The 15,273-nt window shown below is 39.9% G+C and carries 14 protein-coding genes and 2 tRNA genes; 10 read left to right on the forward strand and 6 right to left on the reverse strand.

The genetic code is table 11. From position 1 onward, the window contains the following. The first annotated feature begins 2 nt into the window (after positions 1–2). The 8 genes from ACS8FB_RS01020 to ACS8FB_RS01055 all read left to right on the forward strand — a co-directional run bounded on the left by ACS8FB_RS01020 (position 3) and on the right by ACS8FB_RS01055 (position 6,622). Complete coding sequence (locus tag ACS8FB_RS01020; protein WP_439260611.1) at positions 3–1,829, forward strand: hypothetical protein; 1,827 nt, start codon at positions 3–5, stop codon at positions 1,827–1,829. Continuing rightward, a complete protein-coding gene (locus ACS8FB_RS01025; RefSeq protein ID WP_439260612.1) occupies positions 1,826–2,572 on the forward strand; it encodes a hypothetical protein in 747 nt (248 codons plus the stop codon). Before ACS8FB_RS01020 ends, ACS8FB_RS01025 begins: the two co-directional genes overlap by 4 nt. A 60-nt stretch (positions 2,573–2,632) precedes the next feature. Next, the gene (locus tag ACS8FB_RS01030; protein WP_439260613.1) at positions 2,633–3,343 is read left to right on the forward strand and encodes a hypothetical protein; all 711 of its coding nucleotides are present in this window, start codon (positions 2,633–2,635) and stop codon (positions 3,341–3,343) included. Positions 3,344–3,411: 68 nt separating this feature from the next. After that, complete coding sequence (locus tag ACS8FB_RS01035) at positions 3,412–3,858, forward strand: hypothetical protein (protein WP_439260614.1); 447 nt, start codon at positions 3,412–3,414, stop codon at positions 3,856–3,858. Positions 3,859–4,030: 172 nt separating this feature from the next. Beyond that, positions 4,031–4,477 carry a hypothetical protein gene (locus ACS8FB_RS01040; protein WP_439260615.1) on the forward strand — a complete coding sequence of 149 codons (447 nt, stop codon included), beginning with the start codon at positions 4,031–4,033 and terminating at the stop codon, positions 4,475–4,477. A 3-nt stretch (positions 4,478–4,480) separates the two neighbouring features. Continuing rightward, a complete protein-coding gene (locus tag ACS8FB_RS01045) occupies positions 4,481–4,969 on the forward strand; it encodes a hypothetical protein (protein WP_439260616.1) in 489 nt (162 codons plus the stop codon). Then, on the forward strand, positions 4,966–5,541 hold the full coding sequence (locus ACS8FB_RS01050) for a hypothetical protein (RefSeq protein WP_439260617.1): 576 nt from the start codon (positions 4,966–4,968) through the stop codon (positions 5,539–5,541). The genes ACS8FB_RS01045 and ACS8FB_RS01050 overlap by 4 nt, the downstream gene beginning before the upstream one ends. A gap of 16 nt (positions 5,542–5,557) precedes the next feature. Further along, positions 5,558–6,622, forward strand: a complete 1,065-nt coding sequence (locus tag ACS8FB_RS01055; protein ID WP_439260618.1) for a hypothetical protein — start codon at positions 5,558–5,560, stop codon at positions 6,620–6,622. Positions 6,623–7,020: 398 nt separating this feature from the next. Here the strand turns inward: ACS8FB_RS01055 and ACS8FB_RS01060 are convergent, their stop codons facing one another. The 3 genes from ACS8FB_RS01060 to ACS8FB_RS01070 form a co-directional block, all read right to left on the reverse strand. After that, a complete protein-coding gene (locus tag ACS8FB_RS01060; RefSeq protein WP_439260619.1) occupies positions 7,021–8,328 on the reverse strand; it encodes a lytic murein transglycosylase in 1,308 nt (435 codons plus the stop codon). Positions 8,329–8,686: 358 nt separating this feature from the next. Then, on the reverse strand, positions 8,687–9,586 hold the full coding sequence (locus tag ACS8FB_RS01065) for an SMP-30/gluconolactonase/LRE family protein (protein ID WP_439260620.1): 900 nt from the start codon (positions 9,584–9,586) through the stop codon (positions 8,687–8,689). A 75-nt stretch (positions 9,587–9,661) separates the two neighbouring features. Further along, positions 9,662–10,825 carry an iron-containing alcohol dehydrogenase gene (locus tag ACS8FB_RS01070; RefSeq protein WP_439260621.1) on the reverse strand — a complete coding sequence of 388 codons (1,164 nt, stop codon included), beginning with the start codon at positions 10,823–10,825 and terminating at the stop codon, positions 9,662–9,664. A 456-nt stretch (positions 10,826–11,281) separates the two neighbouring features. On the opposite strand from ACS8FB_RS01070, the gene ACS8FB_RS01075 reads away from it, so the two are divergent. Then, on the forward strand, positions 11,282–12,334 hold the full coding sequence (locus tag ACS8FB_RS01075) for a TRAP transporter substrate-binding protein (RefSeq protein WP_439260622.1): 1,053 nt from the start codon (positions 11,282–11,284) through the stop codon (positions 12,332–12,334). A 102-nt stretch (positions 12,335–12,436) separates the two neighbouring features. Here ACS8FB_RS01075 and ACS8FB_RS01080 read toward each other — a convergent pair whose 3' ends face one another. The 3 genes from ACS8FB_RS01080 to ACS8FB_RS01090 form a co-directional block, all read right to left on the reverse strand. Further along, positions 12,437–12,799 (reverse strand): DedA family protein, encoded by a 363-nt coding sequence (locus tag ACS8FB_RS01080; RefSeq protein WP_439260623.1) that lies wholly within the window; start codon positions 12,797–12,799, stop codon positions 12,437–12,439. Between the two features lie 155 nt (positions 12,800–12,954). Next, a tRNA-Asp gene (locus tag ACS8FB_RS01085) sits at positions 12,955–13,031 on the reverse strand. A 50-nt stretch (positions 13,032–13,081) separates the two neighbouring features. After that, positions 13,082–13,157, reverse strand: a tRNA-Val gene (locus ACS8FB_RS01090). Positions 13,158–13,614: 457 nt separating this feature from the next. On the opposite strand from ACS8FB_RS01090, the gene ACS8FB_RS01095 reads away from it, so the two are divergent. Continuing rightward, a complete protein-coding gene (locus tag ACS8FB_RS01095; protein ID WP_439260624.1) occupies positions 13,615–15,255 on the forward strand; it encodes a cardiolipin synthase in 1,641 nt (546 codons plus the stop codon). Positions 15,256–15,273 lie beyond the last annotated feature (18 nt).

Genomic DNA, 15,273 nt, shown 5'->3' on the forward strand with positions numbered 1-15,273 from the left:
ACGTGAGTGAACAAACTGTAAGCGGTACTTTTAAGCTTGAATATAAGAATTCAAATGGTAGGCATGATTTTATCGACGCTCATTATAGAATAGTAGATAAAAGAGGAAGAGTATTAAGAACCGGTAAAACTAATGAGGATGGAAAGACTGAATCAGCCACTATAAAGAAAGGCGAACCAATTTATATAGAGTTGAAAGACTTATCTACGAATACATGGGAGTCTGCAAGCCCTCGAAAAAACATGGGTTATACACCAAATAAATTAGGACAGAGCGCTACTGTTCTGGTTTCTAACTGCTATTTTCAAGCTAAACTAATGGCTAATAAATGGGTCAATTTTAAAAAACCATGGAAATATGAGGTAATATTTCAAGGTGACAATAATAAGAAAATCACATTGAAAGGCACATTAGATGAAGAAGGTAAGACTAAGATTTATGATTCGCAAAAGATGCCAATGGCAAAAAACCATGAGGATACAGCAATAGCAAGATTTAAAGATCTTGTTGAAAGTAGTCAACCCAATGTTGAAATAGTATTTATTGAACCTATTACAGGTGAGAGGTTTACTGACTCTAAACGCGTTATTCCTATAGGTGCTGATAAAAAATATCGTGAGTTTCAGATTCAGCTAACTCCGAGCACTACGAAGGTTTATAGCGAAAAAAGCACCGTTCAACTGCAGGAACAAAAACAGCGAAGAACAATCATACTTGATGTAGATATAACAGCGGGAGCAACGTATACGGTAACTCGAGAAGATAACAAAAAATTCTTCGACAATAAATTAGCGGAGACGAAAAAATCTGTTTTCAAAGACGGCACACCGCATACTGTCTATATTCCTAAGAAGTACAATGGGAAAGTACTACTTAAAAAAGGTAGTAAGACTATTGCGACTTTTCCATTAGAAGCCTTAGACCCGAATGATACAAACGCACCTGTTGTGTTCTGTTTAAGCAATAAGTCTACTAGTATACCAAAACGGAAAGTATCGACAAATGGTATCGATGAAACAGAGCCTATGATGTGGCATTTTCAGACAAAAGAATCACTAGCAGAAGGGCTTTATGAATTTGATGAAAAAAGTAAAGGCTCAACCAATGATCTAAAAAAAATTGCTAATACTGTCTTTGGTTCAATAGCTTTTGATGGCGTTTTACTACCTACAGTAGGGGAAGCGCAAAATGCACTAAAAGCTAACAACAGAAGTTTTATCTATGACGCATTTAGAAAACTCAAAGTTAACGCAGATGACGACGATCTTAAACGTTTAAGATTTGCCGTAAAAAAAAGTAAAAATGGTAAAATGATTATTACTTTCAAGGGCTGGTCTGGCTTACGTAGTTTCATCAATAATACTCATTACGCTTTGAACAATGCTAAGGTCGGTATGATATCAGCAGCAGCTACTATCAATGCAGCAATTGATGCAGGATCCTATGGTATTGCAGGAGCTACTACAGTAAAAGCTGCTGGTAGAAGTCTAGGAGGTTTTGGTTTTGCACTAGTAGCTACTTTTGAAATTATAGAATTTATGTTATCTGATGATCCTTTGAATAATTGGTCTGATTTGTATGTAAGTTTAGGTATGTCTGCTGTAAAGACAGTGTTAGCAACAGCTGTAGGTGTTGCAGTTGGAGCTATAGCAGTTGCTTCTGGAGTAGGGGTTGTAGTAATAGTTGCAGGAATTGGAGCAGCAGTTTTAACTTCATTTGCTTTAGAATACGTTGACAGAAAGTATAATGTGACGAAAAAAGCTCAAAATATAGTTAATTACTTAGAATCGAGTAATTTAGGATACTTAGAGGCTAATAAAAAGTTATGATTACAAAAATAACAATTAAAATACCTGACTCAAATGAATACAAAAGATCGTTAGATTCTAATTACTCTGGGAAATGGTATTCTTTTTTATCTTTAGCGTTCGGATTGCCTTTTCTATGGCTCGGCAATGAAATAAGTGGAAATAAACAAAATATTACAATTTACTTGTCTGTATTCTTACTCATTTATTTGTTTATACCAGCATTATATTATATGAAAGGTTATTTTAGATTCTTCTTAAACTCTTGGATAGTTGGCCTTATTACGATAATTCTGTTTCTGTGTAATGCCATTCTAATTGCGTATAATGTCAATGCTTACGCACCTTACGTTAATATATATGCAATAATTATTTTTGTGATCGTATACATAATAAATATTATTAAGGAAAGAGGAAAACTGCAAAAATATAAGTCTATTATACTAGGTTCTATAAAAGATGAAGAATTTCACATAGATGTATGGCTTGATAAGCTCAAGAGCACTGGAGTCGATCAAGGTATGGACTTTGCTTTATCTGTCATGTTAATCATAGGTGGAGTTGTTATAGTAGGTGGTAGTATATTTGGCAGTGGTTTAATGACTGTTAAAATTTTATTAAATAGCGGTTTTGATTTTATTGTAGAAGCAATTATGAGTTTGGGAGTGCTTATGATAAGTATGCTTATATTATCAAGGTTCACTAATGAAACGTTAAAGTTAATAGCTGCCTATCAAGTAAAAAAAGAGTTAATACAAGAGTAGTAAAGACTACAGCAATGATAACGAGAACGGGATCCCTATAGTTACCTCGTCGCCGACCACATGGGTCAAACCCATCCCTTGCGTGACTTAACCTTTTTTATTGCTTATATCAATGAAGATAAAGACATCAGAGCGGTGATATTTGATAAAGACGGCAAAACCATTACCGGTATGTTTGCACTTGCCTTTCAAGATGAAGTTTTTGATAAAAGTTTAATCAGTTATTTTGAGGTTATCCGTCGTTATATGGAAGGTGACGATCAGCAACTAAAAGAAGTTAAAGAAGCCATACGTTACATCTACCCTATACATGAAAAGCGTGAAACCCCACTGATGTCATTTAAGCGTTTGATATTGAACGTAGTACACTACTCTCACGAAAATATGGAGTATCCAAAACGAACTTTTAGGTTTTACCTAGTGATTTTAATTACTCTGCCTTTATTAGCACTGCGCTATGTTGGCCGTGTGATTTCAATGCTGACCAGCTACCGCCATCGGCTTAGCAAAGCTATCGAAGCAGAATGTCAGATCGATCCTAATGACCCTTATGATTTAAATAAACACTTGCCAGAGGGCAACCTTGAACAAAGTAACCAGCCTATTTGGAAGACTGTTGTTTACAGTGTAGGCATTATTATTGCTACTATTATCATGCTATTTATCGGTGCATTTATTATAGACATGATAGGCGCGGCGAGACCACATGGTAACTATCCGAGCATAGTCGATAAGCTCTGGTATGTGGTTAGTTTGGGGTGGTTGTTCTAATGAATCATTGGCTACCTTTTTATTACTATATGTGATTGCTTAGACAAAAAGTAATTAGGAATAATGTAGTGCAATTACGCGACGATTTCGCTAAACATATCAGTGAGCTGCACAATCCTATTGACCGTCCTTATACCGCTAGTATAGACAAAAGTTTATTAGAGAGTATTGAAGATATTGAACATCTTAATAAAGAAATTCACGACGTCAATCCTGATTACTTAACATTCTTACCTGCGTACTTTTGGGTGTTTTATTTTATTATTGGCTGGGTTTATTTTTCTGTTTTTATGTTTGTTCTCCTTTCTACTGACGGTCTTTTACATTTACAAAACTCTAATATACCTCTATTAGTTTTAGATATTTCTATAGCATTATTTATATTTATTCATTCCTGCATGTACACCTTTAATTCTAATCCTCTATCAATTCATTACCAAGAAACCGTTTCGCACCCAATACTACTTCTTAAAGCAGCAGCAAAAGATAGCCTACTACTATCGTCCGCTATGTAAAATCAGACAACCCTACGAGCTAAAAATAGTAGACTACAAAAACGTTCATCCAGACCTGCATCAAGACAAAGGCAATCGAGCATATACACCGCTTAATCTGTATGTCGCTAATCCTGAGACCGGAGATATCACCCATCATCTAAAATTAGAAGACTATAACGTCAATCCTAGAGTGCAATGGGCATTTATCCGCACCTATATGGAAAGCCCAAGCGAAGCGCTACCCATAGATCATGAAGAATGCCGAGCTTATCCTACGGATACCAGTGGCTCATTATTTGCCTGTAGTGACATCCTCTACCGTAAGCACGGAGTGCTGAGTAATGAACATGACGGGGCAGGGTCAACTGTGATGTTACTCATGTCTTCATTGTATGTCCTAGGACACCTATTCCAAGGCAGTCACTATCAATGCGTCAAACGCGCTATCTTACATCCTGACGTGCAAAAGCTACTAACTTGGGACGGTCAAAACAACCCGTATCCCATTCAGCCCATCACACCAGAAGCACAGAGAGCCTTCGAGGGTAAAAACTGGCAGGTGAATATCAGATGGATAGTGGCAATAGTGATTAACATCAGTTTATTTGCTTGGGCTGTGGTGGCTTATAATAGTTGAGCAATGATGGCAATTACTTGGGGCATAAGCCTTATCATCCAGTGGGTCGCCTTTTGCTATGACAAAGGACATATTCTACCTGTCCACTATTGGCTAGATGCTGGCGTATTAGGTAAGACTAGCTTTGCAAATAAGCTGATATATCGAGCAGGGTGGATTGGGGTAGTTGGCGCGACCTTTGAGGTGGGAAGTTTAGCGATTTATGGTTATCGTAAGTTTAATGATGGGAATATTGAATCTTGGATTTTTAGTGGTACCGCTGCTTTCTCAATAGGTGTCTCAGCTTTTGCTGGATTCAATCTAGGCTTGTTAGCGATAGCATCGCCCGCCACCGTGCTACCTGCACTGCCACTATTAGCGATTATGTTTGCTGGCATGACCCTAAGCTACACCTTTCAGCGCCTAGCCTATAAGTTTGATGATAAAAACAATACCTTAATAGAATACTGGCTAGACAATAGCGTATTTGGTCATAAAGCCATAAAGCCATGAAGACACAAGACTATCATTTGATGAACCCATTTCAAGACAAGCCTGCTTTTAACAGTTTAGCAGAGGATATTAGCGGCTTTATCACCGCCTCTACCTTATTTTTAGCCAATAACCGTTTGCAGACCTTTCAAGGTAATGTGCCTATAGAGCATAAAATAGACGCAAACAGTGGAATAAGGCTACCGCCAGTCTTTGGCAGTAGGCGCGAGCACCTTACCTTATTTGAAAGTAAGGTTGTCATTGGCAATTGGGACAAAGCAAGTCAGTTGATCATAGAAGTCGTCGCTGATAAAGCTGGTAGAGAACAAAGCCTATATAAAGCAACATTCTATCACTCTGCCAGTGGCAAACCCTCTGCTAGTAATATCGCATCATCAGCTATTGAGCAGTTAAGGCCTGTGGTGACTAAAGGAGAGTCAGACGATCAGTATATTATTGATACTCAGCTATTAAAGTTTGAACCTCGTAGTATTAATAATGCAAAAGTGATTGTGACTTATACGCCTGATACTAGCCGCAATCCGTCATATCCTTTAAAAGACGTTGGCTATTTAGATAACGACAAGTATTAAGGGTTGCGAGAAAATAATGATTTATAATCCTCCAAACAATACTCATCCTATCGGAAAGCTATTAAGTAAACCTTATGAAGAAACTATACCTAGTTATCGAGAAAAAGTGCCTAGTATAGAAAAACTTAGCCGTGATGTGCATGAGGTCAACCCAGATTATCTACTGTTTCATCCAATTATTAACTCGTATCAATTGGTTGGATTTTTAATGGCTTACGCCTTTAGTTGGTTGTTTGGGCAAGGTCTATTCATATTCTTAGTAGTATCATTTAGTTATTTGATTATTGAAGAGTTTGAATCATTGTCTTTATTTCCCATTGGTATGCTTATTTTATTTTTAATAGTTTTTGGTTATGCGTCATACTTAGTTTTGAAACAACTTAAAAACAAAAAGTCTTATTCCAACAAACTCATATTACTAAAACAGACCCAACAAATCGCTTACTACGAACATAACCGCAAACAAGCACCTATCTTTCATTTAATAGACTATAGGGATATTACCGCCTCAGTCAGGCGTAACGAAGGTTTAGTCTATGAAGTACTGAATCTGCACGTCATCGATGAATCAACAGGAGAGACCAGTTTATCTATTAACTTTGAAGACATGCAACTCAACCCTTATGACCAGTGGACGTTTATCCGCACCTATATGGAACGCCCAGCAGATGAGCTGCCACTTGATCCGAGATATGCCCACGCCTGTCCCACCGATATCAGTACCTCACTCCTTGCCTGTACTGATATTGCCCAAGAGAAGAAAAACAAAGGCTTAACAGGACTACGCCATGAAGTCACTATCATAGGATGGTTGCGAGCCTGTACAGTTAGCTACTTAGACCTAGCGGAGGGTAATATCTACCAATCCAGTGCCAACCCAGCACTACATCCTGAAGTGCAACGTCGGCTCATGTGGGATGGTCAGAACAATCCCTACAACATCTTGCCCGTTACACCCGAGCGCCAAGCGGCTTTTAATAATGAGAACCAAACGGTAAAGCTGAAATGGTATTCAGGCATTGCTATTAATGCCACATGGTTTATTGGGTCGATATTGTATGTGATGCTTGTGATTGCTTAAATAAAAATTGGAATGTATTAACCCAGATACCATTGGCAGATTAATGACAGCACTGAACAAAGCGTCATGGACAGCACGTACTTATCAATTTCATTGTGGGCGACATCACCCATCCCATCATTGTCGGTATGTAGTGGTAACTTATAATAGCTAACGAAGTCACAATTTTAGACAATATTTTGATTACAAGCTGCACCTTTAACTTAGTTTTTCTGCTTCGTTATGATGATGACTAGGTAGATATCGAGTCTGAAAGTCCTAGTTTAGGGTATGTGGTTATATATATAGGTTAAGTATCAAAAAGGAAGTGACAGTGTTAGATACTGTCACTTCCTTTATTTTCTTAATAGGTCGACTATATCGAGCCATATATTACTAATAGTTAATTTAAGATAGCCTCACCAACTAGTCAACGACGAGGCGCTACTTTGACTGATAAAACCGTCTGGCGTTTGTCCATTGTTAGCCTGCCAGCTTTGAAACGCCTTACGAGTATTGGTGCCAATAATTCCATCAGCGCCTTTGGTATCATAGCCTGCACTGGTTAAGCGCTGTTGTAAACGGGTCACTTGCGCCGTTGATAGTGGGCGCTCATAACGTGGCCATGATTTACGTAGGCCACTTTTTCCAACGATTGCATTACCTAATAAGCTGACCCCCAATGCATAGTTTGATGAGTTATTATAGACTTTTATCACATCGAAGTTAGGGCTAAGCAGTAGGGCTGGGCCGTCTTTACCAGCAGGTAACCAAAGCTCCATCTGCGTATTGGCATCTAAGCTTACATCATCAATGGTATCGAGACCGAGGGCTGCCCATCTAGCAGCAGGCTGCTTGGTACTGACCGTAGAGTAATCAAAAGATGCTGGCAAGGTGACTTCGTAGAATGGTGCCAGACCGCGTACCCAGCCTGAGTTGCTCAGGTAGTTGGCGGTTGATGCCAGCGCGTCGGCCGTTGACCATGGATTGCGATGACCGTTACTGTCGCCATCGACACCATGTTTTACCCAAGTATCAGGGATGAACTGCGTCTGTCCCATACCTCCTGCCCAAGAGCCTTCAAGTTGAGACCAAGATACATCGCCACGCTGTAATAGCTGCATAAGTGACAGTAATTGAGTCTCAGCGAATTCTTGACGGCGTCCATCATAGGCAAGGCTTGCAAGTGCACTTGGTAAATAGCTGTTGCCAGTGACTGCACCAAACGAGGACTCCATACCCCAGATCGCAGCAATAATCTCTGCATTAACACCATATCGGGATTCTAAACTTGATAAATACGAGCGTTGCTCTGCAAATTTACGTTTACCAGTTGCGATGCGTCCATCTGACGCCGCTGAGTCTGCATACTCCCACGGCATTTTAGAAAACTCAGGCTGACCTGAGTCGAGTGAAATAACTTGCTCGTTTAGGTAGGCTGAGCTGAGTAAACGCTGAACATCCGATGAGCTATATCCGGCAGACATAGCACGCATAGAAAAGTCTGACTTCCAATCTGAAAAACTGCGGTAGCTAGGTTTAGGGGTAATGACCGTCTGTTGTTGAACAATAACAGGAGCAGGCTTTACTTTGATAGTTTGAGTCTGTGTCACCTGAACGTTGCCTTGACGCACAGGCTTAGTTGGTTGTTGCGTTGTCGGTTGAGTGGCACAACCAGCTGCTAATAGTATAGGCAGTAAGATCGCATATTGCTTATTTAACATCATAAAAGGTCTCGAATATCAATAAATACTAGAACAATAGTAGAAAAATAGGTCAAATTTAAAACAAGTTTGAGGTCATAAAGGATCGGTGCTGAGAGCTATTATGAACCAACAACGAAAAATTACTGTAGCAATAAACAGAGATAAAGTCGATGGTATAAATACGGTTATTATTGATTTTGAAACAGTACATTAGCAACGAAATACCACTAGGCTAGTTTTGTTTTTAAGTATGATATTAGGTTTGTCAAAGGACATAGGAAGAAATGCAGCGTCATTACGTTGCTGCATTTATGGTACATATTATCGAAAGCTAAGAAATACTATGATTCTTACGTTTTTAAATAAAGTTTATTCGTTATTATGGTGTCCCAGCATGATCGACTTTGACTTGTGTAGACAGCATACGACCTTTAGTCTCAGCTTTACGCGATGCCTCATCCCAGTCGGGGGCTGCACACATAAATAGTGTTTTACCATCCTGTCCACCAAGAGCCACAGCAAAAATACCGTCAGGTGCGGTATCGATAGTTTCTAAAATTTTACCACCCTCGCTAATACGTACAGCACGCTGATTTAAAGTATCTGCAATCCAAACAGCGCCTTCGCTATCTAGTGCAAGGCCGTCTGGTAGAATTTCGGCGTTTCCTATACGCACACCAAGGTTTGGCTCATCGCCCAATTCGCCAAAGCTTGCAAAGTCACGTTTTTCGCCAAGTGTCCCATCTTTATTAATATCAAATTGCGAGATTTTATTGCCAAATAGTTCGTTGACGATTAAGGTCTTTTCATCGGCTGATATCACCATGCCATTGGGAAAAGACAAACCTTTTGCAACCACTTGTGAGCTTCCATCCGGTCTAACCAGTACCAGTCCTGCGTGCTCATGATCAGCGCCGCCCATCAAGTCAAAGCCAAAGTTACCGACGTAAGCGTTTCCATTGGGAGCGACCACCATATCGTTAGCATGTCCACCGCAATGCTCCCAAATGTCAGCGTGCACGACTAATTCGCCATTGTCTTCTAAGCGTAAGACTTTACGGTCTTTCATCGATACTACCAGCATACGACCGTCAGGCAACCAACCTAAACCAGAAGGTTGCTGTTCAATATGGACAATTTTTTCTGCCACACCTTGATCATTAACGCGGTAAACCCCCTGCGTATAAAAATCAACAAACCATAAAGCGTTTTTATACCAGCGAGGGCCTTCTAGATAATGAAAGCCATCAACGACAACGTCTAACTCATATTTCGACATAATTATTTCCCTTAATTAGTGGTTATCTTCCTTGATAAATAAGTGCAATTATTTTACATAATGATTGTTTTTCTTTTAGAGTATCTCCTTATATATCGTTGTCACTTCATCTAACGTCATATCCTTAGGATTGGTCGCAATCAGTCGAGCATAAGTATTCGTCACTATGTCTGCTAGAGCAGAGATATCCTGGTCTGTAATATCTAATTCACTCAAACGATATTTAAGGCCACTCATCTCTAAGAAACCTCGCAACTGTTTGATGAACTGACTTGCCGCATCAAAATCATTCATACCAGAGGTTTGAGCAGGCATGACGGCACGAGCCAGCTCTGCATAGAGAGGTGCTGCTGCTGATAAGTTAAAAGTAAATACCCCGCACATAACAAGAGCATTGGCATGTCCATGTGGAATATGGAAGTTAATACTAAGCGGGTAGGAGAGTCCATGTACAGCGGCTACGGAAGAGTTGACGAAAGCAATACCGGCTAGCGTGGAGCCCAGTAGCATATCAGCACGAGCGTCGATATCATCGCCTTGATTTAATACTTTCTCAAAGTTATTCCAGAGCATCTGCAAGCCTTGAAGCGCTAAGGCGTCTGAGATAGGATTCTTTTTCGTACGGCTGGTATAAGCTTCAACACAATGCACCATGGCATCAAGTGCTGTTGCAGCAGTAATGTGGCGAGGTAAATTAAGGGTTAGCGTCGCATCTAAAATGGCGACATCAGGTAGGATTTTTGGGGTATAAATCGCTTTTTTGCTGCCATCTTTTGCCGTGATGACTGATACAAAGGTAGATTCTGCGCCAGTACCAGCGGTGGTCGGTATCGCAAACAGAGGTAGCTTGTTAAAACCACTGACATCTTTATCCAAAATATCATTAACAGACTCAAAGTCGTTTGGATATAAAGCGACAATTTTTGCAGTATCGATAGAGCTACCACCACCTAAACCAATAACCAACTCACACTTATTGTCTCTAGCAATTTTGATAGCGTCATTGACGACTTGAACAGGCGGGTCAGCTACAACGGCATCGAAGACAACTACTTGTATGCCAGCTTCTTGCAACGATTGCTGAGCAATATCGACATAGCCTAGCTGAGTGATGCCAGCATCCGTAACGATAATAGCCGATGTTGCAGAGTACTGCTTGGCTAATGCACCGAGCTTTTGGCGCATACTGTCAGCTTCGCTAACGATATGACCATTGGTATAAAATTCAATCCCTATCATGTGTTCTTCCTTGTGTAGAGGTACTTCCATGTATAAAGCAGTACTAATTGTAATGTAGTATTCATGGTTCTGTATACATAAGTTCCTTACTTATAAGTTTTCCAGTATGAACTTATACTAAGTTTTTATAGTGCTTTATATCTAATTTATTAAGATTTTATTATTATTTTTGATGCTTAACGTTTGTAATAAGGAGCAAATTACTGAGTATATGATTAATAATAATACCTGTATAAACACGTCATAAAATGATTTGACAGCTATCATTATAGCTGCTAATTTTAAATAGCTTTTTAATTTAGAAGCATTATTGATAATGCTTCTAAATTCTATAGAAGCTTATTTAACAATGAATATCATATGTACTGCATAAAATCTGAATCGACAAGCTCCCTATTATCCAGCCAATCAATAAAATAACCTCTAATTTTTAATCACTATCAAAAGGAATTAATAGTGAAATTTGCTCTTCTGTTCTCTATAACGGCGCTTACAGCTGTCAGCTTATTTGGTTGTTCTAACCAGTCTGATAGCAGTAGTGACGCAGCCTTATCTCAGGAAACCACCGTTCTACGTTTTTCACACTTTTATCCATCGACCTCCGATATCAATGAGCAGATATTTGAACCATGGGCCAAAAAAATAGAAGCAGATTCCAACGGACGTCTTAAGGTCGAAGTCTATCCTTCAGCAACGATTAGTAAAGCAGATACCGCTTATGAGTCTGCAGTAAAAGGCACGATTGACATTGGCTCTCAGGTACAGGGTTATACCAGCGGTCGATTCCCACTGTCTCAAATCGCAGAGCTTCCAGGTTTGTCTAATTCGTCCACACAGACAGGCTGTATGTTACAAACGCTTTATGATAATGGTGCTATTGCTAGTGAGTATGATGACTCACACTTACTGTTCATGTTTGCGACAGGACCTGGGACTCTACATAGCACGAATAAATTAATTGAAACTCCTGAAGATATGAGAGGTATGCGTATTCGCAGGCCTTCAGCAGTGGCGGGTGATATCATCGAAAGTATGGGAGCTTCTCCTGTAGGACTACCTGCTAATGATATATATACTTCTCTACAGCGCGGTGTCGTTGATGGGTTGAGCTTTCCATGGGAAGCTATGGCAACTTTTAAGCTTGACGAGCTGACGAAATATCATACTAATATGCCATTCTATAGTTCCGCCTTGATGGTAACTATGAATAAAGATAAATATGAAGGCTTGCCAGAAGACTTGAAACAAGTTATTGATGACAACTCAGGTATGGCACTTAGCAAGAAAGTAGGAGCCATGTGGGATAAGACGTATTCGGTACAATTGCAAGCAGCTCGAGATAAAGGTGATGAAGTTATTGATATTCTAGATCCACTCAACGATCCAGACTGGAAAGGGCCTCTTGAAAAGGGCACACAGAAGTATCTAGATGATGTCAATGCCTTAGGCTTGGATGCTGATGGTGTTTATGAAAAAGCCAAAGCTGCCAGCATCGCTTGTAAAGTCTAATGACCATAATCCTTTCTTTTATCCAATCCTGCAGAAGTATTATTTGTTTTTCTAAAATTAGTTGCATATATATAACAAAATTTAACTATATAACTTAGGAGTTTAATCAGAAGATCGTTGCTCAACAAACCAGCCAACGACAATAACCACGACCAATCCACCAAAAATATTAGAGTAAGGTGCTAGCGTCGTTTCAACCACTTGATAGTTTTCACCAAGATAATAACCTGCAAGCGTTAATACTGTCGTCCAGAAGCTAGATCCTAATGCCGTTAGGATCAAAAAAGGCAATAGCGGCATTTTATTCATGCCAGCAGGTATCGAGATAAATGAGCGAATACCGGGTACCATTTTCCTAAAAAATACTGCTTTTTTACCGTGACTATCAAACCAGTCATTAGTCGCGGAGATATCATCAGGCTTCACAAATACGTATTTGCCATATTTCTCTGCGAAGGTTATCAATCAGGTACGCCAGTTTTGTTACCTATAAATCTCAATTAAGGTATGTTATGTCAATCTGTATAGGGTAAAGAATGTAAGACACAAAAAAACCTCAAACAATCTAATGTTTGAGGCGAAACTTGCTTAAACTTTACAGTTTAAATTCGTTTTAAATATGGCGCAGCGGACGGGACTCGAACCCGCGACCCCCGGCGTGACAGGCCGGTATTCTAACCAACTGAACTACCGCTGCTTAGGTCGTCTTAGCATCTTGCCTTTATAAAAGGCCCACTTGCTAACAAGTGGTGGGTGATGACGGATTCGAACCGCCGACATTCTGCGTGTAAGGCAGACGCTCTACCAACTGAGCTAATCACCCTGAGAACCGTTAAAAAATTGCACTGCAATTTTAGGTTCGCAAGAGAAATTCTTTAAATAGAATTTCTGTATTGCTTCGTTAACATAAGCTGTCACACTCAGGTTAACTTAATCAGCTAGGGTTGTTTAATAAGTCCCCTTGCTGTGGGTGTGTATTATATAGATTTACATCTGCCTGTCAAATAGTATTTTATAAAAATTTCAAATAATCCAAAATAGACTGTAAACATAAGCTATGGTGATAGTAGTTTATAAGAATGAGCAATCAAAGAATCTTGGATAAATATGTATTAAGCAAGGGTGCTATTATAATACGAGAGTGAGATGATTTGATAAGCTGCATTCGTTAAAGACGGCTTGTTGCCTTTATCTATTGTTTGATAATAAAAAACTACTATACTACCAAGCCGTAGATATCAATTATCAATGTTTTCTATCCATATTTTGTTCTGCGTAGGGTGAGGGAGGCAGTTATAGAATCTTTAGCGACTGAGCAGCACCTTGCATCGTGGTCTTGGGGTAGCTTTGCAGGGTTAGGACTGCTATTACACATCATATTAATGGTGATCATGACTTTGCGTGTGGTCTCGGTACAGCGCAATATTGGAGTGGCGATTGCCTGGATAGCGGTTCTATACACCCTGCCAGTGTTTGGGTTTATAGCTTATATTCTAGTCGGCGAACCGATGATCGGTCGTCGTTATCGGCAGCGTGTGGATCAAGCAAGCTTGCTAATGAACGACATAGCAGCACGTGAGCGGATGGTGTTTGATCAAGGACAGGATTTGTTGCCGATTAACTATCGGGGCGTGAGTCGTATCGGTACACGCTGGACAGGGTTTGGCGTGTACGCTGGACATAGGATGCAACTGCTAACTTCATCTAGAGCGTTTTTTAATCATCTGATTAGCGATATCGATAATGCTAAGCGCACCATTCTTATAGAGTTTTATATTATCTACCCCAAAGGCCAAGTCCTAGAGGTGCTGAAGTCTCTAGCTGCTGCCGCCAAACGCGGGGTAGAGTGTCATATATTAATAGACAGTGTCGGCAGTTTTAGCTTTTTTAATAGCTCTGAGCATCGAGCGTTAGAGCGAGCAGGCGTGTTCGTACACCAGTCACTACCGGTAGGGTTGTTTAAGACATTATTTAAGCGCTCTGATTTGCGTAATCATCGTAAGATTGTGGTAATCGACGAATATATCGGTTATACCGGTAGTTTTAATTTGGTGGATCCCAAGTTTTTTAAACAAGACAAAGGTGTTGGTCAGTGGGTTGATGTGATGATGCGCAGCGTTGGTCAGCAGCCAATTAGCATAGCTACGGCCATGGCTAAAGTTGTCATTACTGATATCGGTGCTGAGAACAATGACAATCTAGATGCATTAGATAAGCGGGTAAATAGCTATACTCGTAAGTTGTATGTATTGAATCCGACCATCAATGATATTAACAGCCGAATTCAGGTGCTCGTTGATGATGTGGATAGTTATATACCTACTGTACCAGGCTCAAAGTCGATTGCGATACCGCAAATGCCTGTGGTTGATGATGTTGTTGCACAGCTCATTCCTTCAGCGCCGCAGGTGACCGCTCATGTCATTTATAATACCTTAGTGACTATTATTCACCGCGCCAATAAGCGTATTCAAATTACGACGCCTTACTTTGTACCAGATGAAGCACTGTCAGGAGCGCTGGAGACAGCAGCAAAGCGCGGTGTCGATGTGACTTTAATTATTCCAGAAAAGGTGGATTCGTTTTTGGTGCAGCATGCGTCACAAGCGTATTATCAAGAACTGCTTGAAGCTGGCGTAAAGATTGCATTGTTCCAAGGTGGACTATTACATGCTAAAACGGTAGTTATTGATGATGATTATTGCCTGTTTGGTACAGTGAACATCGATATGCGTAGCTTCTATTTAAATATGGAAGTAAGTTTGGCGATATATACACCTGAAATGGTTGCTCAAGTCGCTGACTGCCAAGATGCTTATTTGCAAAGCTGCCGATTTTTAAGTCTAAAAGAGTGGCAGCAGCGTCGCGATTCTGAACGTTTATTCGATAACGTAGTGCGTCTGTTTAGTCCTTTATTGTAGTCGTTACCGTCTTTGTAT

It is taken from the genome of Psychrobacter sp. 1U1, from assembly GCF_051847535.1.
In the GTDB taxonomy this organism is placed as follows: Bacteria; Pseudomonadota; Gammaproteobacteria; order Pseudomonadales; family Moraxellaceae; genus Psychrobacter; species Psychrobacter saeujeotis.

What these genes read in the sequence shown, in the direction of transcription:
- ACS8FB_RS01055 (WP_439260618.1), top strand. Translation starts at nt 5,558, where the DNA reads ATGATTTATAATCCTCCAAACAATACTCATCCTATCGGAAAGCTATTA.
- ACS8FB_RS01045 (WP_439260616.1), top strand. Translation starts at nt 4,481, where the DNA reads ATGATGGCAATTACTTGGGGCATAAGCCTTATCATCCAGTGGGTCGCC.
- ACS8FB_RS01060 (WP_439260619.1), bottom strand. Translation starts at nt 8,328, where the DNA reads ATGATGTTAAATAAGCAATATGCGATCTTACTGCCTATACTATTAGCA.
- ACS8FB_RS01030 (WP_439260613.1), top strand. Translation starts at nt 2,633, where the DNA reads ATGGGTCAAACCCATCCCTTGCGTGACTTAACCTTTTTTATTGCTTAT.
- ACS8FB_RS01025 (WP_439260612.1), top strand. Translation starts at nt 1,826, where the DNA reads ATGATTACAAAAATAACAATTAAAATACCTGACTCAAATGAATACAAA.
- ACS8FB_RS01070 (WP_439260621.1), bottom strand. Translation starts at nt 10,825, where the DNA reads ATGATAGGGATTGAATTTTATACCAATGGTCATATCGTTAGCGAAGCT.
- ACS8FB_RS01065 (WP_439260620.1), bottom strand. Translation starts at nt 9,586, where the DNA reads ATGTCGAAATATGAGTTAGACGTTGTCGTTGATGGCTTTCATTATCTA.
- ACS8FB_RS01050 (WP_439260617.1), top strand. Translation starts at nt 4,966, where the DNA reads ATGAAGACACAAGACTATCATTTGATGAACCCATTTCAAGACAAGCCT.